The sequence below is a fragment of the Bartonella sp. B1099 genome (assembly GCF_944801835.1).
Lineage (GTDB): Bacteria > Pseudomonadota > Alphaproteobacteria > Rhizobiales > Rhizobiaceae > Bartonella.
In genome coordinates this window covers 1,190,880-1,209,974 of the sequence record NZ_CALYLN010000001.1, presented here as the reverse complement: position 1 = coordinate 1,209,974, position 19,095 = coordinate 1,190,880, and the positions used below count along the sequence as shown (strand labels likewise).

At 40.7% G+C, this 19,095-nt stretch carries 16 protein-coding genes; 7 read left to right on the top strand and 9 right to left on the bottom strand.

The features are described 5' to 3' along the window. Nucleotides 1–108 precede the first annotated feature (108 nt). From NNJ73_RS05140 to NNJ73_RS05125, 4 genes are all read left to right on the top strand, one after another. Nucleotides 109–654 (top strand): SspB family protein, encoded by a 546-nt coding sequence (locus tag NNJ73_RS05140; RefSeq protein WP_254493000.1) that lies wholly within the window; start codon nucleotides 109–111, stop codon nucleotides 652–654. A gap of 8 nt (nucleotides 655–662) precedes the next feature. After that, nucleotides 663–845, top strand: a complete 183-nt coding sequence (locus NNJ73_RS05135; RefSeq protein WP_120101773.1) for a DUF4169 family protein — start codon at nucleotides 663–665, stop codon at nucleotides 843–845. A 9-nt stretch (nucleotides 846–854) separates the two neighbouring features. Beyond that, a complete protein-coding gene (locus NNJ73_RS05130; RefSeq protein WP_254492999.1) occupies nucleotides 855–1,106 on the top strand; it encodes a ribbon-helix-helix domain-containing protein in 252 nt (83 codons plus the stop codon). Nucleotides 1,107–1,213: 107 nt separating this feature from the next. Beyond that, complete coding sequence (locus NNJ73_RS05125) at nucleotides 1,214–3,550, top strand: ATP-dependent helicase (RefSeq protein WP_254492998.1); 2,337 nt, start codon at nucleotides 1,214–1,216, stop codon at nucleotides 3,548–3,550. Nucleotides 3,551–3,593: 43 nt separating this feature from the next. Here the strand turns inward: NNJ73_RS05125 and NNJ73_RS05120 are convergent, their stop codons facing one another. Continuing rightward, on the bottom strand, nucleotides 3,594–4,235 hold the full coding sequence (locus tag NNJ73_RS05120) for a DapH/DapD/GlmU-related protein (protein WP_254492997.1): 642 nt from the start codon (nucleotides 4,233–4,235) through the stop codon (nucleotides 3,594–3,596). 138 nt (nucleotides 4,236–4,373) lie between these two features. On the opposite strand from NNJ73_RS05120, the gene NNJ73_RS05115 reads away from it, so the two are divergent. Genes NNJ73_RS05115 through NNJ73_RS05105 form a run of 3 tightly spaced genes read left to right on the top strand, consistent with a single transcriptional unit; the run spans nucleotide 4,374 to nucleotide 7,699 of the window. Further along, nucleotides 4,374–4,955 (top strand): SCO family protein, encoded by a 582-nt coding sequence (locus NNJ73_RS05115; protein WP_254492996.1) that lies wholly within the window; start codon nucleotides 4,374–4,376, stop codon nucleotides 4,953–4,955. Nucleotides 4,956–4,985: 30 nt separating this feature from the next. Next, the gene (locus NNJ73_RS05110; protein ID WP_254492995.1) at nucleotides 4,986–5,855 is read left to right on the top strand and encodes a 50S ribosomal protein L11 methyltransferase; all 870 of its coding nucleotides are present in this window, start codon (nucleotides 4,986–4,988) and stop codon (nucleotides 5,853–5,855) included. Between the two features lie 17 nt (nucleotides 5,856–5,872). Then, nucleotides 5,873–7,699, top strand: a complete 1,827-nt coding sequence (locus NNJ73_RS05105; protein ID WP_254492994.1) for an aminopeptidase P family protein — start codon at nucleotides 5,873–5,875, stop codon at nucleotides 7,697–7,699. Nucleotides 7,700–7,931: 232 nt separating this feature from the next. On the opposite strand, the gene ligA is transcribed toward NNJ73_RS05105, so the two are convergent. From ligA to NNJ73_RS05065, 8 genes are all read right to left on the bottom strand, one after another. After that, entirely contained in the window at nucleotides 7,932–10,091 is a 2,160-nt protein-coding gene (ligA, locus tag NNJ73_RS05100) for an NAD-dependent DNA ligase LigA (RefSeq protein ID WP_254492993.1), read from the bottom strand. 133 nt (nucleotides 10,092–10,224) lie between these two features. After that, nucleotides 10,225–11,886, bottom strand: a complete 1,662-nt coding sequence (recN, locus tag NNJ73_RS05095) for a DNA repair protein RecN (protein ID WP_254493217.1) — start codon at nucleotides 11,884–11,886, stop codon at nucleotides 10,225–10,227. Between the two features lie 7 nt (nucleotides 11,887–11,893). Further along, nucleotides 11,894–12,787 carry an outer membrane protein assembly factor BamD gene (locus tag NNJ73_RS05090; protein WP_254492992.1) on the bottom strand — a complete coding sequence of 298 codons (894 nt, stop codon included), beginning with the start codon at nucleotides 12,785–12,787 and terminating at the stop codon, nucleotides 11,894–11,896. 162 nt (nucleotides 12,788–12,949) lie between these two features. Next, nucleotides 12,950–13,834, bottom strand: a complete 885-nt coding sequence (gene lpxC / locus NNJ73_RS05085) for a UDP-3-O-acyl-N-acetylglucosamine deacetylase (protein ID WP_254492991.1) — start codon at nucleotides 13,832–13,834, stop codon at nucleotides 12,950–12,952. A gap of 214 nt (nucleotides 13,835–14,048) precedes the next feature. After that, nucleotides 14,049–15,821 carry a cell division protein FtsZ gene (ftsZ, locus tag NNJ73_RS05080; protein WP_254492990.1) on the bottom strand — a complete coding sequence of 591 codons (1,773 nt, stop codon included), beginning with the start codon at nucleotides 15,819–15,821 and terminating at the stop codon, nucleotides 14,049–14,051. A 63-nt stretch (nucleotides 15,822–15,884) separates the two neighbouring features. Further along, complete coding sequence (gene ftsA, locus NNJ73_RS05075) at nucleotides 15,885–17,186, bottom strand: cell division protein FtsA (protein WP_254492989.1); 1,302 nt, start codon at nucleotides 17,184–17,186, stop codon at nucleotides 15,885–15,887. Further along, a complete protein-coding gene (locus tag NNJ73_RS05070) occupies nucleotides 17,183–18,094 on the bottom strand; it encodes a cell division protein FtsQ/DivIB (protein ID WP_254492988.1) in 912 nt (303 codons plus the stop codon). Before NNJ73_RS05070 ends, ftsA begins: the two co-directional genes overlap by 4 nt. Continuing rightward, on the bottom strand, nucleotides 18,082–19,002 hold the full coding sequence (locus NNJ73_RS05065; protein ID WP_254492987.1) for a D-alanine--D-alanine ligase: 921 nt from the start codon (nucleotides 19,000–19,002) through the stop codon (nucleotides 18,082–18,084). Before NNJ73_RS05065 ends, NNJ73_RS05070 begins: the two co-directional genes overlap by 13 nt. Nucleotides 19,003–19,095: the final 93 nt, after the last annotated feature.

The window sequence follows — 19,095 nt, the reverse complement described above, 5'->3', positions numbered from 1 at the left end:
GGTACCTCGTAGACAAAATATTTCTGGTTTTTAAATATATTCTATTACACAATATTAACACATCAATACGACCCATTCTGCTACGTGAAATAAAAGGAATAAACTTCGATGGTTAAAGATCAAATCCGTTACGATATTCTCGTTCAGGATGCGCTTCGTGGAGTTATCCGTAAAGTTTTATCGGAAGTTGCTAAAGCAGGACTTCCGGGAAATCATCATTTTTTTATAACTTTTTTTACAAATGCCCCAGGCGTTAAAATTTCTCCTCGGCTAAAAAATCGCTATCCTGAGCAAATGACGATTGTCTTGCAACATCAGTTTAGAGATCTCAGTGTTTCAGAAACAGCCTTCGAAGTGACCCTCTCTTTCAGAGAAATTACCGAAAGACTCGTGATTCCTTTTACTTCCATTCAAGTCTTTTACGATCCTGTAGCAACATTTGAAGCAGCATTTGATCTGCCCTCAAAACTTCCCGCTGTAGAAAGTGAAAATTCAGAAAATACCTCTTCTACGCCCATCGCTCCATCAAACAAACAAAAAAAAGAAAATACGCTCACAAAAGAACAAAATCTCAGTACCAATAAAGAACCCTCCAATAACGATACAAAACAAAGTGCTGATGTTGTCTCTTTAGATTCTTTTCGGAAAAAATAATTTTTCTTATGACTGAACCGATAAATCTTCGCCAATTTCGAAAACAAAAAAAGCGTGCAGAAAAAGCTCTTCATGCTGCGGAAAATCGTTATCGTTTTGGACGAACAAAAACTGAAAAACTTTTCGAGCAACAAAAATCTTTCAAAACGCAAAAATTTCTTGATCAAAATCGTTTACGAAACGACGAGTAAAGGGGAAAAATGAACAAAAGTAATTTTATTGATTGGTCAAAAGTCATTCCGCAAAAGATATCTGTTCGCGTTGATGGACATGCAACCAGTGTCTCTTTAGAACCGCCATTTTTAGATATCCTCAAAGATATAGCCCGCAAAAAAGGACAATCTTTAGCCTTTATTATCACTGATATTGATAGCCAAAGACCACAACAAGTCAATCTTTCAGCCTCGTTGCGCGTTTACGCCCTTCAAAGTATTCTTACTCAACGTCTTTAATATTTGCTTTTAACATCTCTCGTTCAATTTAAGACTGTTGTAGCCTTTAAAAGAAAAGTTTTTTAAATCTAGCACTTTAATGAAAAAAAGATTACAAAAAAGGTATAATGAATAATTTTTCCGATCACATACCTTTCTTTGACGAAGATGCCCCCCCAGCCCATGATGAGAAAAACTCTGGGATTTCTTCCCATATTCTAAATGAAAAAAAATCATATAACACAGACTATTTAGAACAGCTCAATCCAGAACAGCAACAAGCTGTTATGAATACGGAGGGGCCTCTTTTAGTCCTTGCAGGTGCTGGTACTGGAAAGACACGCGTTTTAACAACCCGTATTTCTCACATTCTGCGCTCTGGACTTGCCTCTCCTCAACAAATACTTGCTGTCACTTTCACCAACAAAGCAGCCCGTGAAATGAAAACACGTATTGGTGAACTCATTGGTGAAGTGGTCGAAGGAATGCCTTGGCTTGGAACTTTTCATTCTACTGGTGCTAAAATTTTACGCCGCCACGCAGAGCTTGTTGATTTAAAAAGAAATTTTACAATTCTCGATAGCGATGATGTTCTCCGACTTTTAAAACAGCTTATTCAAGCTGAAGGATTAGATGACAAGCGCTGGCCCGCACGAAACCTTGCCATGATGATTGATTCTTGGAAAAATCAAGGGCTTTCACCAGAGCATCTCTCACAAAGTGATGCGCATTCCTTTGGCAATGGCATGGGACGCGACCTTTATCACAGTTATCAAAATCGATTAAAAGATCTTAATGCTTGTGATTTTGGCGATCTTCTGCTTCACTCTATCTCTATCTTCCAACACAATCCAGATATTCTTCGCGAATATCATTCTCAATTTCGCTATATTCTTGTCGATGAATATCAAGATACAAATACAGCACAATATCTTTGGCTTCGCCTTTTGGCGCAACATCCTCAAGGTCATCATGTTAATCTTTGTTGTGTTGGTGATGATGATCAATCCATTTATGGATGGCGTGGTGCAAAAGTCGAGAACATATTACGATTTGAAAAAGATTTTCCTTCTGCCAAAATTATTCGTCTAGAACGCAATTATCGCTCAACATCTCATATTCTTAAAGCCGCCTCTTATCTGATTGCTCATAATGAAGAAAGACTGGGCAAAGTTCTTTTTTCTGCTCACATAAAGAGTGAGGAAGAAAAAGTAAAAATTCATTCAGCATGGGATTCAGCAGAAGAAGCGCGAGCCATCGGAGAAGAAATCGAACGGGCTAAACTAAACGGTCATGCCTTAAATCATATGGCTATCTTGGTACGCGCATCATTTCAAATGCGTGAATTTGAAGATCGCTTTGTAACGCTTGGTCTTAACTATCGCGTCATTGGTGGTCCCCGTTTTTATGAACGAATGGAAATACGTGATGCCATGGCTTATTTACGCGTTGTTGTCCAACCCTCTGATGATTTAGCTTTTGAGCGTATTATCAATACCCCTAAACGCAGCATAGGCGACACAAGCTTACGCATTCTTTATGAGAGTGCGCGAGCACGTGCTGTTTCTCTCTTTTCTGCGGCCGCTGACATCATTGAAACAGACGAGCTAAAGCCTAAGGCACGCAGTGCTTTACGAAACCTTATTGAAAACTTCCGCCGCTGGCAAAATATGCTGCAAGACACCCCCCACAGAGAACTTGCCGAGATCATTCTTGATGATTCCGGCTACACAACCATGTGGTTAGAAGATCGCTCACCAGAGGCTCCCACACGATTAGAGAACCTTAAAGAAATGATCCGTTCCATGGAACAATTTGAAAATCTTCAAAGCTTTTTAGAACATGTTGCACTGGTGATGGAAACGGAAAATAATGAGAACATGGATGCCGTCAACATCATGACACTTCATTCAGCCAAAGGGCTTGAATTTGAAACCGTTTTTCTTCCAGGTTGGGAAGAAGGCCTCTTTCCCCATCAGCGCTCATTAGATGAAGGTGGACGTTCAGGATTAGAAGAAGAACGACGTCTTGCTTATGTGGGGCTTACAAGAGCAAAAAAATATCTGCATATATGGTTTGTATCCAACCGAAGAGTTCACGGGCTTTGGCAATCTGCTCTTCCCTCCCGTTTTCTAGATGAACTACCAGCAGAACATATAGAAGTCATAGCCATGGAAACATCTTATGGTGGTTATGGAAAATCCTCCTTTCAACATCACAATTGCTTTTATAATGACTATGCAACACCAAGACAAAAGCGTGCACAAAAAAACAAAAATATTGAAGGGAAAATTATTGCTCAATCAATCTCTCACGCACCATCAGATTTTTCTGTCAATGATCGAATTTTTCACATAAAATTTGGTTATGGTCGTATTACAGCGATAGATGATCATAAATTGACAATAATGTTTGAAAAAGCTGGAGAAAAGCGTGTCTTGGATAATTTTGTAGACAAAGCTTAACGAAAGAAAATCACAACCCATTTTTTCAAAAGACCTCTTTATTTTATTCTGAATGTCGTTTCCATTTGCGAACAAAAGCTTCAATGGGGAGGCTTTGCATATCAGGCAATGCATTGTAAATTTTATCAAGTGGCCAATCCCACCAAGCCATAACTAAAAGATCTTCTATCACATGATCGGGAAAACGCATCCGCAATTGTTGAGCTGGAACCCCAACAACAATCGCATAAGGCATAACATCTTTTGTTATAACAGCATTAGCTCCAATAATTGCACCATGTCCAACTGTTACCCCAGGCATAATAACAGCTCCATGCCCAATCCACACATCATGCCCAATGATAACACGTTTTGCACAACGCTTTTCGCGAAAAGAACAATCGAGTGTTCTATAACGAAAATATTCGTTTGGACGATAGGTTATTTTATGCGTTGAAACGCGCTCCATGGGATGCTCCAACGCATTCATCCGTACATGAGATGCAATCGAACAAAAACGACCAATATCGCTATAAATAGCCTCACTGTTACGTTCTAAATAAGAAAAATTCCCAACGGTCACATCTCGCAAAATTACTCGCTCATTAATTTCCACATAGCGCCCTAATTTACAACCATGCAACCGTGCCGTTGTGTGAATGCGCGGTTTACTTTCATGGAATCGAAGATCGTTGTCAATATTCATATTACCTTCCATCAATTGTTTCATCAAAAGATATGAAAAGACATACCAAGCAAACCCATAAAATCAACCGTGAAACAAGCATTGCAAAACAAACCAACCAATGCTAGATTTTTTTGACACTTTTAAGAAAGACAAGCGATGAAAAATGTAATCCGCATCTTAGGACTAACAGTTATATTTCTTACGGGAATTTTTATTTATGATACATTGATCAATAAGCCTTTAGGTGATGACTTTACTCTCACCGATTCAAATGGACAAACTGTTACGCAAGCTGATATTCGCAGTAAACCTTCAATTATTTTCTTCGGTTTTACGATGTGCCCTGAAATCTGTCCTACGACATTAATGAACCTTGATCGATGGCTTACAGCCCTTGGTCCCGAGAGTGATAAATTAGGAAAATGGTTTGTAACTGTTGACCCTGAACGTGACACCCCTGAAGTCCTTCATGAGTATCTCAGTAATTTTTCCAATAAAATTATTGGCATTAGCGGAAATCCTGAAAAAGTTCATAAAATGATCAATTCTTTCAACATCGTTGCTGAAAAAGTGCCTGGGACAGATGGAAACTATACTTACGACCATACGGCAGCAATTTTTTTACTTAAAAAAGGCGGAAAGTTAGCAGGTGTTATCCGTTATCAACCCAACGAGGACGATGATGAATTAAAAGACCAAATCGCCATTGAGCGACTTAAAAAACTTGTCTCAAATTAAATAAAAAGCTGATTATAAAGAAAGAACAAGATGTCACAGCAAATTCGTCTGTATTATACTGCTTCTAAAAGTGAAGCAGAGCGGTTTTATATGCTTATAGAAACAGCTTTTGACGAAGAAGGATATCCTTTGGCTCTTACAGAGATAGATGAAAAAAACGCCATCTATGAAATTTCACTCTATGTAGACCAAGATAATCAAGAGCGTGTTTCGAAACGTTTTGCAGACATTCTTTCCATAGATTCTGATAAAATTAATAGGGAAGTTTTACCCAATATTGATTGGGTACAAAAAAGTCTAGAAGGATTACAACCTATACATGCTGGTCCTTTTTTCCTTCATGGAAGCCATAACCGTAACAATATTCCACAAGGTGTTTTTCCCATTGAAATTGATGCAAATCAAGCTTTTGGCACTGGACATCATGGAACAACTGCCGGTTGTTTAGAAATGATTGCCAAAATAATGCAACACGAAAATCCACAAAATGCCCTTGATCTTGGAACTGGCAGCGGCGTCTTAGCCATTGGCATGGCAAAGCTCAAACCTATTGCTATACTTGCATCTGATATTGATCCCATTGCTATTAAAGTTGCACAACACAATATCGCACTCAATGGCGTAGAACAATATATTACAGCAATTACAGCAACAGGTTTTGCCCATGATGAGATTGCATCACGTGCGCCCTTTGACCTCATCATTGCCAATATCCTTGCTAATCCGCTTATTGAACTTGCTCCAGAAATGATTCAAGTCCTTCAAAAAGGTGGATCACTTGTACTTTCTGGAATTCTTGAAGAACAACATGATCTTGTATTGGAATCTTATGTAAAACAGGGACTCAAACATCTTGAAACATACCACCGTCAAGGATGGGTTACGATACATCTTAAATAAATGAAAAGGACGTTGTTATGTATCAATCTTTTGAAGCAACAACAAATCCCGCCCATGCTCTCGAGCGCATTTCCTCTCTTCGTAAAGAACTCGATCGTCTTGGGCTCGATGGTTTTCTTGTTCCCCGTAGCGATGAACATCAAGGAGAATATGTTCCCCCCCATGCTCAACGCTTAAGCTGGCTCACTAGCTTTACGGGTTCTGCAGGGATCGCTCTCATTTTAAAAAATAAAGCTATTATCTTTACTGATGGACGCTATAAACTCCAAGTTCGCCAACAAACTAATCCTCATATTTTTGAATATGAAGATCTCGTAACGTGCCCCCCCTCACAATGGCTTGAAAAAAATGGAACACAACTTTCTATTGGCTTTGATCCATGGCTCCACACCATTGCCGCTACAGATACACTGAAAAAATCCTTAGAGATAAAAACAGGTGGAAAGCTTATAGCAGTCCAACAAAATCCTATTGATCTTATTTGGCATGATCAACCACCATCACCACAATCTGCCTTATCGATTCATCCTCTCCAATATGCAGGATGGGATAGCGATGAAAAGCTCTCTTTAATTCGCAAAACCATACAACAAGCCAGTGCAGATGCTTTTATTTTTACAGATCCCTCCTCTATTGCATGGATGTTCAATATCCGTGGCAATGATGTTTCCAACACACCTTTTTCTCTTTGTTTTGCCCTAGTACCCATAAACGAAATACCAGCCTTATTCATTGATAGCAAAAAGCTTGGTGAAGAACAAAAACAATATCTGGAACGTTATACAAAATTATATGAACCAGAACAGCTTATTGCCAAGATTAAAGATTATAGCCAAAAAGGCGTGATTTTTGCTTTAGATCCACAGTTAACATGTGAAAAGTTACACACTGTCCTTGAAGAAAGTGGCAAATCTTTCATCACACTGACCGATCCTGCAGCTCTACCCCGAGCCATTAAAAATGACACAGAACAAGAAGGGGCGCGCAGAGCTCATCTGTGCGATGGTGTTGCTCTTACCCGTTTTTTTGCTTGGTTAGACAAACAAACACCAGGCACAATAAATGAAATTTCTGCTGCTCAGAAATTAGAAGAATTTCGCATAAATACAGCAAAAGGCATGGGAAAAAAACTTGAAGATCTCTCTTTTGATACGATCTCAGCAGCAGGCGCAAATGGAGCTATTATCCATTACCGTGTAACAAATGAAACCAATAAACCACTCAAGGCTGGTGAACTTTATCTTGTGGATTCAGGTGGACAATACCGTGATGGCACCACAGATGTCACACGCACAGTAGCAATTGGGAATATTGGAGAAGAAGAAAAACGCTGTTTTACTCTCGTCCTTAAAGGCATGATTGCTCTTTCAACCGCATGTTTTCCAAAAGGAACACGCGGACAAGACATTGATGTTCTAGCACGCATTGCTTTGTGGAAAGCCGGTTGTGATTATGCCCATGGTACGGGTCATGGCGTTGGTTCTTATCTTTCTGTTCATGAAGGACCACAAAATATTTCGCGCAAAGGCTGCCAAGAATTGATTCCTGGAATGATTGTTTCAAATGAACCTGGATATTATCGCGAAGGTGCTTTTGGTATTCGTCTTGAAAATTTACTCATTGTGAACCCAGCACAAAAAACTGCTGGTGGCGAGAAAGAAATGCTTTCCTTTGAAACGCTCACCCATTGCCCCATTGATCGAAGACTCATTCTTCCAGAGCTTTTAACACAAGAAGAGCGACAATGGCTCAATAATTACCACGCGCGTGTTTATCAGATGAATGAATCTTATTTAAATGAAGAAGAGAAAGAATGGATAAAAGAAGCAACTATGCCTCTTTAAGTGAAAAACACAAATATCTCTTAAAGCTTCCAACAAGAACATCCCTGCCCTTTTTCCAAGCAAAAATATGCACTGAACGTAAGGAAATATTAAAATTCCTTATTATCTTAATAAAACAATATCTTACAGCATTAAAAAATAAGTATAAATTGACTTTCAATATCAGTAAATTGCCTCTGATGAGGAAAAGTAAAAGACGAGCATATCCATCATGCTTGAGAAATCATCCCTCTTAACCATAATGTCCCTCAATCAGCTGTAGCCAAGCCTCTTCATCGATAATCTCAACACCTAACTCCCCAGCTTTAGTCAATTTTGATCCCGCTCCAGGCCCTGCAACAAGAAGATCTGTTTTTTTAGAAAGTGAACCGGAAGTCTTTGCCCCTAATCGCTCTGCCAATGCTTTTGCTTCATCGCGAGACATACGCGTCAAAGTTCCTGTAAAAACTATGATCTTTCCCGCTAACGATGAAGATGCTGTCAAAACAGCCTCCTCATCGAGAGGAGTCACTTCTTCAAGCAAAACAGCCAAAACCTCACGATTATGCGCTTCTTGATAAAAATCAACAATTGCACTGCCTACCTGTGGTCCAATCCCTTCGATATTGGTAAGTTCCATCCAAACTTCATTGCCTTCTTTATTTTCCTTTTCACATGGCATAAGTGCTTCCATCGCCGCAGTTTCAAAAGCTGTATAAGTTTGATAAGCGCGTGCAAGCCGGCGTGCATTGACCTCTCCAACATGACGAATCCCCAACGCAAATAAAAAACGACTGAGAGGAATTTTGCGGCGTGCATTAATGGCATCGTAAAGTTTGCGCACTGAAACAGCACCAAAACCCTCCATATTTTCCAAACGTACCAACGAGTTTTCTTGGCGTCGTTCTAAAGTAAAAATATCAGCAGGTGTATGAATCCGAAGCGTTTCTTCTTGAATATGAAAGAAAAACTCCACCTGTTTTTTACCCAAGCCCTCAATATCAAAAGCATTGCGTGCAACAAAATGACGAATACGCTCAATCGCTTGTGCAGGACAAATAAGCCCCCCAGTACAACGACGCACTGCTTCTCCTGCTTCACGAACAGCATGACTGCCACAAGCAGGACAAAGGTGAGGAAAAACAAAAGCAGAAGAATCTTTTTTACGTTTTTCCACAACGATATCAACAACTTGAGGAATTACATCGCCAGCACGTTGTATAATCACCGTATCGCCGATACGAATATCGCGCCCCTCACGAATGAGCTCTCCTTTATGACCAATTCCTTTAATATAATCCTCATTATGCAAACTAGCATTGGTCACCACCACCCCACCAACAGTAATAGGCGTAAGACGCGCAACAGGTGTTAATGCTCCCGTGCGCCCCACTTGAATATCAATAGCTTCCAAAAGCGCCATCGCTTTTTCTGCTGGAAATTTATGTGCGATAGCCCAACGCGGCGAACGAGAAACAAATCCCAAACGCTTTTGGAGCATCAAATCATTAACCTTATAAACAATGCCATCAATATCATAGTTTAAAGAATAACGGCGTTCTTCGATATCATGATAATAGGAAATAATTTCTTCTACTGTCTTAAAAACTTTTGTTAATGGATTGATAATAAAGCCATATTCTTCGAGATTTTTTATCATCTCCATTTGGCTTTCTGCAAATATTTCGCTCACCTCACCACAACCATAAGCAAAAAATCGCAGCTTTCTGCTAGCAGTTATCCGTGAATCCAGTTGACGCAGTGATCCAGCCGCAGCATTTCGAGGGTTGGCAAAGATTAACTTACCCTTCTCTTGCTGACTGATATTAAGCGCTTGGAAATCCTCCCGCCCCATATAAACTTCACCGCGAACTTCAAGAATATCAGGAAATTTGCCTTGCAAAACTTTTGGAATATCAGCAATTGTTCGTGCATTCGCTGTCACATTTTCACCAACAGCTCCATCACCCCGCGTTGCGGCACATACAAGCCGCCCCTTTTCATAGCGCAAAGACAACGATAAACCATCAATTTTTGGCTCCGCAGTTATTTCTAATATTTGTGTTTCTGAAAACCGTAAAAAACGACGCACACGTTCCACAAATTCAGTAACATCTTCAAAGCTAAACGCATTATCAAGGGAAAGCATCGGTTGTGTATGAACAGATTTTTCAAACTTCTCCGAAACCGGTGCTCCAATTTTATGTGAAGGAGAATCTATACGAATGAGTTCAGGAAAGAGAGCTTCAATTTCTGCGTTACGCCGGCGAAGAGCATCATATTCTGCATCAGAAATTTCAGGTTGATCATCACGATTATAAAGCACATCATGACGTGCAATCTCTTTTGCTAACCACTCTAATTCACTTTCTGCTTCAAGAGCAGTGAGGTTTTTAATTCCGTCCTTGTTCATAAAATCTATTCCAAATGATGGGCTATAGTCATAAAAATCTCAACTCTTTAATTATAAAGTGAACTCAAATGAACACACGCTTGTCAGTAAAATAATTAATAAGCGATATTTTTATCGTTAACTCACTGAATTTTTATGCAAGAAGCTTTTGAGCAGCAGCTCGTGCCTCCTCAGTAATCTGTTCTCCTGCCAACATACGAGCAATTTCTTCTGCACGCTCATGCTCTTCCATTTTATGAAGAACAGTCATAAAGCGCCCTTTATCATGACTCTCAATCTTTGAAATAAGAAAATGACTATGCGCTTTTGACGCAACTTGGGGTGCATGCGTAATAGCAAAAACCTGAATCTTTTCTGACAAACGTTGCAACCGTTGCCCAATAGCGGCCGCAACAGCGCCCCCAGCACCTGTATCAATTTCATCAAAAACCAACGTGGGAGCTGATCCGCGATCAGACAACACAACCTTTAATGCCAATAAAAAACGAGACAATTCACCACCAGAAGCAACACTCAGCATGGGTCCAGCCCGTGTTCCAGGATTGGTCCGCACCCAATATTCAATACGATCACACCCCTCTGCACTTCGTTTTTCAACATCAGTCTGCATTTCAACAATAAATTCTGCCTTTTCTAATTTCAATGCTGGCAACTCAGCCATAACACTTTCAGATAAATGCTTTGCTGTCTCTTGACGTTTTATTGTTAAAGTTTGTGCCAATGTATCATAATTTTTCTGTGCCTCTCTTGCCTCATCTTCAAAACGCATTAACGTGTTCTGAGCCTCTTCAAAATCAGTAAGTTCAGCATCCATTTTATCGCGTAACTGAACCAATTCATCCGCAGAAACTTGATATTTACGCGCAAAACCGCGAAGGGTAAAAAGACGTTCTTCTATCCGTTCCAATTCATCAGGTTCAAAATCCAATGCACGTATTGCTGTCTCAATGCCTTCTTGTGCTGTTGCAAGTGCACACAATGCCTCATCAAGAGATTTCACCACTGGTGTAATGAGCTCTTCTGCCTCAGGAATTTTCCGCTCCAAACGCCTTACCAAATTAGATAACACCGGAATTGGCGATTTTTGACCACTTAAAAGATCATCCGCTTCTTTAATATCCGTCGCTATTTTTTCTAACTTAAGCATATCAGCACGACGCAAAGAAAGAGCATCTTCTTCACCAACTTGAAAATCAAGTTTTTCAAGCTCTTCTACACACGCACGAAGATAATCCATTTCGCGTGTTGCATTCTCTACTTTAAGACGCTGTTGTTGCAAACGCTCTTCACATTCATGCCATACCCGATAACATTGACGTAAATTTTCTACTTCACCGTCAAGCCCACCAAAGACATCTAATAATTGGCGATGTGTAGCAACATCAACAAGCGCACGATCATCATGCTGTCCATGGATTTCAACCAAGTGACGGCCAACACTCCGCATTAAAGAAACACTCGCCACCTGATCATTGATAAAGACACGACTGCGTCCATCACTTGATTGCACACGCCGTAAAATAATATCCCCCTCATCATCAAGACCATTCTCACGAATAAGCTGACGTGCTGGATGTGAAAGAGGAACATCAAAAACAGCGGTGACCTGCCCACGATCAATACCATGACGCACAAGCGAAGCATCACCCCGTCCCCCAAGAGCAAGCGACAAAGCATCAAGCAAAATAGATTTTCCTGCCCCTGTTTCTCCAGTTAAAACCGTTAACCCCGCCGTAAAATGAATATCGAGCGTTTCGATCAAAACAATATTATGAATCGAAAGCTGTACCAGCATGAGAGAATCAACGTGCCCTCTTCTTATCACCACCTAAAGCATTTGAGATCCAAGAAGATTTATGCTCATGTGGCGATATTTTATTCTTCTGCAAGAGATTATAAGAAAATTTATACCACTGACTTTTGGGATAATTACGCCCTAGAATAGCTGCTGCCGTCTGTGCTTCCGCCGTTAAACCAAGCGCCAGATTAACTTCCGTTAAGCGGAAAAGCGCTTCTTCAATTTGATTTGTATCGGAATACTCTTCAACGACGGTACGAAACCGTCTACTTGCAGCAAGATAGCGCCGCCCTTCTTCATAATAACGGCCAATCTGCATTTCTTTACCAGCCAGCTGTTCACGCCCGAAACGTATTTTATCCTTAGCATCCTTGACATATTCAGAATTTGGATAACGCTCTATAAGAAGCTGCATCGCAGCAATAGCGCGTTTCGTATCCCGTTGATCACGCGTAACATCAGGAATCCGGCGAAAAGAAGAAAGACCAATAATATAGTACGCATAAGCTGAGTCACTAGACCCTGGATAAAGAGTAATATAGCGTTGAGCCATACTAATTGAATCATCATATTTCCCAAGGCGATAATTTGTAAAAGCACCCATGACTAAAGATTTACGTCCCCAGTCTGTATAAGCATACTGTTTTTCAATCTTCAAAAACTTTTTTGCAGCGTCTCCAAGCCGCCCACTCTCAAGGCTCGCAAGCCCCTGATTATAGAGAACATCTGGTGGATCTATTTTCAAAACATAAGCAGATGGATCAAGGGTATTTTTCTCTTTAAAGAGACATCCCGCTAACATACAGGTGCTTCCCAAAAGAACCACCCCTAATATCTTGCGTACAATGTTAGATTTTCTATATACCATATTTCTAATGCACACATGAGATTTTTTCATAGTTTTTCCGGCCTCCACAGAATACCACCTTTGCAGCAAAAATAATTTATTAAAAGCCTTTATACCATATCACTTTAAAATGCACATAACCAATTTAGCAGTTTAGGTCAATCATCCCCTTAAAAATCAAATAAACGATAAAAAAGTCTTGTCAATTTTCTTTTATTCTTCCTCTAAAGAGCTTTTTTCGTAATATGATTCGTCTGCCAAAACAGCTTGCACTAACTTTGCATTAATTCTATGTCCACTACAGTAAGAACGAAATAATCCAATAAAAGGACCCCCAAGTAAAGCAGTATCACCAATCGCATCAAGCATTTTGTGCCGGACACATTCATTTTCCCAATAAGGACCATCGGGATTTAAAATTCTGTCATCAAAACCGATAACAAGAGAATTTTCTAAAGAAGCGCCTCTCGCCTTTCCAGAAAGCCGTAATTTTTCCACGTCTTTGATAAAACCAAAAGTGCGTGCACGTGACAAATCATCTCGAAACCCTCGTGTGGTAAGATCAAAACTGAAATGTTGCCTCCCAATGGCAGAAGAAGGAAAAGAAATCGTTATATCAAAACGGCGCCCATCAAATGGCAAAAGCTCTGCAAAACCATGAGCGTCTTCAACCCGTAACGGCTTTTTTATCATGAAATAAGAGCGGTATGCATTTTGCTGGACAATGCCAACATCTTCAAAAGCTTGGCAATATTGCCATGCAGAACCATCTAAAATAGGGATCTCATTATGCGACACTTCAATAACAAGATTATCTAAATTATAAGCAGCAATAGCTGCCATCAAATGTTCAATTGTTTCAACCCTTACTTCTCCATCTCCAAGCACCGTTGATAACTCAGTTTCTCCCATTTGCGATGCATGGGCTTGAAATATTTTCTCTGTACCGTCTAGTCCACGACGCTTAAAAAGAATACCACATCCAACATCGGCTGGACAAACTTTTATCTCCGACAAACAGCCACTGTGAACGCCAATCCCCTTAAATGTTACTGCTTTTTTAAGAGTAGACTGATATTTTGGCACCAAATTCATCATATTATTTTATTGCTTTTCTTTTACATATTTTAACAAAATTTATAAAACTATAAAAAAAATATTCATAGTAAATAATAAAAAAAAACCGCTTATTATAAGCGGTTTTTAAAAAACAAAGTATTTTATCTAAAATAACAGTATATTTTACTTTATAACTTCTGACTCATCGCCAAAGAGGGCATAAAATTTCTTACTTTACCTCATTTTTTACCAATTAATTTGCCTGACGACGTAAAAACGCCGGTATTTCTAACTGATCTTCTTCACTGATAAAAGTCCGCTGATCTTGTGGAACCTGAGGATGCAATTCACCAGAACGGCGTGGAACATAAACAGAAGCATCTTGAGAAAGCGCCTGAGAATTTTTATTGTAAAGAGAAGACTCTTGCTGCTGTGACGATCTCACAGCAGGTTCCAACCTTGCTTCTGGCTCTTCATCTTCACGATGTGTCAAGCTCTGTTTCAAACGCTGCCAAAGATTACGAGGACCTTGATCAGTCACAGATGTTCTTTGTCTCTGTCCATGAGCAACAGGAGGAAAATCCTTTAACTCAGGCATCCGCATTGGAGCGCGCGCTTGGATCTGTTGCGTTTGTTTTGGTTGCACTAGCTTTTCTTTTTGCTTTACAACCCCTGTCATCTCATCAAGAACATGTGCTGTAGCCTCCATGCTCACAGGAGCCATCATAGTTTGTTGAGAAATACGACTTCCTTGCATACGTGGAGCATTTGATACCTGATCTTGCCCAACATTTGAACCATAAGCAACAGCTTTTGTCGCATTTCGTGTCATCATTGCTTCTGCAGGCTGTGCAAAAATTTGACTTTTGGGACGAAACTGTTCTCCTGTTGGCTTACTCTTTTCTATTTCAAGTGATTCGATGACTTCTACCATTGATTCAGAACGCAAAGGCGGTGACTGCACATGAAAAGAACTGTGTGGCGTTCCAGGATCGTTCTTGCGCATTGAAGAGGTTGGTCTTTGGAACTGAGGCTGAGAGGGCTGAACCACATCACTAACCTCACGATCAATACCGGTGGCAACCACAGAAACACGAATAACACCTTCCAATGACTCATCATCAATGGCCCCAAAGATCACATTCGCATCAGCATCCACTTCTTCACGGATACGATTAGCAGCTTCATCAACCTCAAAGAGGGTCATATCACGCCCACCGGTAATAGAAATCAATAAACCACGTGCGCCACGCATAGAGGTATCATCCAACAATGGGTTCGCAATAGCCGCTTCAGCAGCAGCCAAAGCTCGTCCCTCACCAGATGCCTCACCCGTTCCCATCATGGCCCGACCCATTTCGTGCATAACAGAACGAACATCAGCAAAATCGAGGTTAATCAAGCCCTCTTTAATCATCAAATCCGTAATGGAAGCAACACCAGAATAAAGTACTTGATCCGCCATAGCAAAAGCATCAGCAAATGTTGTTTTATCATTTGCAATACGGAAAAGATTTTGATTGGGAATAACAATCAATGTATCGACAGACTTTTGTAATTCTTCAATACCAGCCTCTGCCGTTTTCATCCGACGTGCCCCTTCAAACTGAAATGGCTTTGTCACCACACCAACAGTCAAAATACCTTTTTCACGCGCTGCACGAGCAACAACGGGAGCAGCCCCTGTTCCAGTTCCTCCCCCCATACCAGCAGTAATAAAAACCATATGAGAGTCTGCAAGATGATCGATAATTTCATCAATACATTCCTCTGCTGCAGCTTGTCCAACTTCTGGTAAAGCCCCAGCACCCAAACCTTCTGTCACAGCAGCACCAAGCTGGATAACACGTTCAGCCTTTGACATAGCCAAAGCCTGTGCATCCGTATTTGCAACAACAAAGTCAACTCCCTGAAGACCAGCATTTATCATATTATTCACGGCATTCCCGCCACCACCTCCAACACCAAAAACGGTAATGCGTGGCTTCAATTCCGCGATATCTGGCCGATGCAGATTAATCGTCATTTTCTTTTCCTTCTCATAAGACACCGCAAGCCAAAGCGATGAAATTTATCCAACTAGACTTAACTAAAAACTCTCACGCAACCACTGACCAACACGCTGAAAATACCCACGCGTGCCCATCGATAAATGATTTCCTGCCGACTGCATTGTTTTTTCTTCAAAACCCACCAATTGCGGATAAATTAACAACCCTACAGCAGATGTAAACGCCGCCCCTTTTGCAAGAGAAGGAAGCCTCGAAATTCCTAAAGGCCGCCCGATACGAACATTTCTTCCTAATATAGTACGTGCCATTTCTGGCAATCCTGTTAACTGGCTTGCCCCTCCAGTCAAAATAACACGCTTACCAATGATGTGACCAAAACCAGAACGATTTAAACAATCACGCACCATTTCTAAAATTTCTTCAACACGCGCACGAACGATGCGCCCAAGAACCGCGCGAGGATATTGAATTTCACGCTGTTCACTCCCAATTTCTGCTACATTAATCATTTGCCGCTCATCGGCACTTGTTAAAAGTGCTGAACCATAAACAACTTTTAAACGTTCCGCCTCTGTTAGAGACATAGAAAATCCACGTGCAACATCAAGAGTGACATGATGCCCACCAACAGCAAGAGCATCCGCATGAACAAATTTTCCCTCAAAAAACACTGAAAACGTTGTTGTTCCACCACCAAAATCAATACATGCAGCTCCTAAATGTGCCTCATCATTCATCAAGACAGCAAGACCACTTGCAAAGGGAGTAGCAACCATTGCTTCAACACTCAAATGGGCACGATTAATACACGTTTCTAAATTACGCAAAGAGGCTGTTTCTGCGGTTACCACATGCACGTCGACACCAAATGTTTCCCCTGCCATGCCAATAGGATCAGAAATTCCTTTATCTCCATCCAAAATATAAGAAACTGGAACTGAGTGCATAATATGACGTTCAGCATCAAAAGCTTTACGCGAAACATCTGAAAAGGCCATACGCATATCACGCTTAGTAACTTCACGACCATTCAAATGAACTTTTCCTTGAATCAAAGAACTTTGTAATCGACTTGAGGAAAAATTCACAATTACTGAATCCACCACCAAACCAGCCATTTTTTCTGCCGCATCAACAGCCAAGCGTATGGATTGTTCTGCTGCAAACATATCCATGACAACACCAGATTTAATACCGCGTGAACGCTGTACTCCAAAGCCTAGAATTTCCATAGAATGCGTACGACCATGCAAATAGTGCGCATATTTCAAAGGACGCAAACAAGCAATAAGACAGACAATCTTACTTGAGCCGACATCAAGAACCGTTAAAAAACGTGTCTTACGCCCCCCCCGATGATGTGATCTGAACAACATCATGGGTTTCCTACCTTTCGCACCTTTAAAATACGCTCTTCTTCTGCAACACGAGCTTGATAACGCTCCAACGTTTCATCTGATAAAGAAACAGTAATTCGATCAGCAAGACGTAAATCAACACTGAGAATATCGCGCGATAAAAGATCTTGCATTGTACCGGATGAAATAAGAGAAGAAAGCCTTTCAAGGGCACCATTTTCAGGCAACATAAGGCGCATTCCATTATCCAAAACAAGATCCCAACGCCGATCCCCTACCCGCACAAAAGCACGAACACGATCATACACTTGCCGATAAATTGACAGCGCTTGAATAAATCCTTTAGCGGCATTTTGCGCACCCTGCCCAACCACAAGAGGCAAACCCCGAACAGTTTCTCCTTTAAAAGGCACAATAACACGCCCCGTATGATCAACAATATCCATTATGCTATCATGTTGCCAAATAGCATAAGGCTCACGCTCCACGATGGAAATACGCATTCTATTGGGATAAATTTTCTGAACATTTGCCGATTGAACCCAAGCCTGTTTTTCCAAAAGAGAACGAGCTCTTTCAACATCAAAAGTGAATATAGAAGGTGCAGCATCAAGTTCTAAAATTTTCAAAATATCTTGCTTTGTCAAACGCTTATTACCACTGATGTCGACTTGCGTGACCACAAAGCCACTATCCGATATGATCGTGTTTACGATCACAGCCATCTGACCACTTGATGAAAGTCCATAAAAAGCTGTTACAAAGAAAAACCATACAACAGCAAAAGAGCCGAAATGACGCGGAATATGAATATTGACAAAAACAAACTCAAATATAAAGCGAAGAAAACGACGATAAAGACGTGGCAAAGTCGGCACTGAAAGCACCTCCATCGGAACATTTGTTTTATTAACATTCAACGCATACATGATGCGTCCTCCACCATCCATTGAACAATATCGCCGTAAGTACGACCGCTCGCTTTTGCAATATCAGGAAGAAGAGACGTCGATGTCATACCGGGTTGCGTATTAATTTCAAGCCAAACCAATTCTCCTGTTTTCTCATCAAAACGAAAATCAGAACGGCTAACACCTCGACACCCTATCGCCTGATGGGCTGCTAAAGACATTCTTTGCACACTTTGGTAAATATTTAGTGAAAGTTGTGCAGGACAAATATGAAGAGAACCACCCGTCTTATATTTTGAGTCATAATCGTAGAATGGAAAATGTTGGCTGGGGAGAATTTCACACACATCCAGCACTTCATTTCCCAAAACAGCACAGGTCAATTCGCGACCAGGAATATATTTCTCAACCATCACCTCATCGGCATATCCCCACTCAACACCCCCAATATTATGCGGTGGTGCAGCTTCATTTTCTTGGACAATGACAACACCAAAACTTGATCCTTCACACACAGGTTTAATAACATAAGGAGGCTCCATGGGATGCGTTTGCCCAACAGCAAAGCGATTCATAATACGAGAAGGAGCGACACAAACCCCAACACTTGCAACAATAATTTTTGCACGCCCCTTATCCATAGCCAAAGCAGATGCCATCACACCAGAATGGGTATAAGGAATTTTTAAATATTCAAGAATACCCTGAATCCGACCATCTTCACCAAATGGACCATGCAACGCATTGAAGGCAATATCGGGCTGCAACTGTTCAAGAACAGAAGCAATATGAGCGTCAACATCCACGCGACTTACGCGATACCCCTGCGCCTCAAGAACATCAGCACAAGCCGTTCCTGAAGATAAACTTACAGACCGTTCAGAAGAAAAACCTCCCATTAACACAGCTATATGTTTATCTTTCATAATAAATCACCCTCTTTCGCATACTATATGTATGCCTATATAGAAGACATCAGCACCACATATAGGAAAAACAAAGTTTATCCTTGCGAATCA

Excerpts from the sequence above, each read along its gene's own strand:
- NNJ73_RS05140 (WP_254493000.1), top strand. The coding sequence starts at position 109 with ATGGTTAAAGATCAAATCCGTTACGATATTCTCGTTCAGGATGCGCTT.
- NNJ73_RS05135 (WP_120101773.1), top strand. The coding sequence starts at position 663 with ATGACTGAACCGATAAATCTTCGCCAATTTCGAAAACAAAAAAAGCGT.
- NNJ73_RS05130 (WP_254492999.1), top strand. The coding sequence starts at position 855 with ATGAACAAAAGTAATTTTATTGATTGGTCAAAAGTCATTCCGCAAAAG.
- NNJ73_RS05125 (WP_254492998.1), top strand. The coding sequence starts at position 1,214 with ATGAATAATTTTTCCGATCACATACCTTTCTTTGACGAAGATGCCCCC.
- NNJ73_RS05120 (WP_254492997.1), bottom strand. The coding sequence starts at position 4,235 with ATGAATATTGACAACGATCTTCGATTCCATGAAAGTAAACCGCGCATT.
- NNJ73_RS05115 (WP_254492996.1), top strand. The coding sequence starts at position 4,374 with ATGAAAAATGTAATCCGCATCTTAGGACTAACAGTTATATTTCTTACG.
- NNJ73_RS05110 (WP_254492995.1), top strand. The coding sequence starts at position 4,986 with ATGTCACAGCAAATTCGTCTGTATTATACTGCTTCTAAAAGTGAAGCA.
- NNJ73_RS05105 (WP_254492994.1), top strand. The coding sequence starts at position 5,873 with ATGTATCAATCTTTTGAAGCAACAACAAATCCCGCCCATGCTCTCGAG.
- ligA (WP_254492993.1), bottom strand. The coding sequence starts at position 10,091 with ATGAACAAGGACGGAATTAAAAACCTCACTGCTCTTGAAGCAGAAAGT.
- recN (WP_254493217.1), bottom strand. The coding sequence starts at position 11,886 with ATGCTGGTACAGCTTTCGATTCATAATATTGTTTTGATCGAAACGCTC.
- NNJ73_RS05090 (WP_254492992.1), bottom strand. The coding sequence starts at position 12,787 with ATGAAAAAATCTCATGTGTGCATTAGAAATATGGTATATAGAAAATCT.
- lpxC (WP_254492991.1), bottom strand. The coding sequence starts at position 13,834 with ATGATGAATTTGGTGCCAAAATATCAGTCTACTCTTAAAAAAGCAGTA.
- ftsZ (WP_254492990.1), bottom strand. The coding sequence starts at position 15,821 with ATGACGATTAATCTGCATCGGCCAGATATCGCGGAATTGAAGCCACGC.
- ftsA (WP_254492989.1), bottom strand. The coding sequence starts at position 17,186 with ATGATGTTGTTCAGATCACATCATCGGGGGGGGCGTAAGACACGTTTT.
- NNJ73_RS05070 (WP_254492988.1), bottom strand. The coding sequence starts at position 18,094 with ATGTATGCGTTGAATGTTAATAAAACAAATGTTCCGATGGAGGTGCTT.
- NNJ73_RS05065 (WP_254492987.1), bottom strand. The coding sequence starts at position 19,002 with ATGAAAGATAAACATATAGCTGTGTTAATGGGAGGTTTTTCTTCTGAA.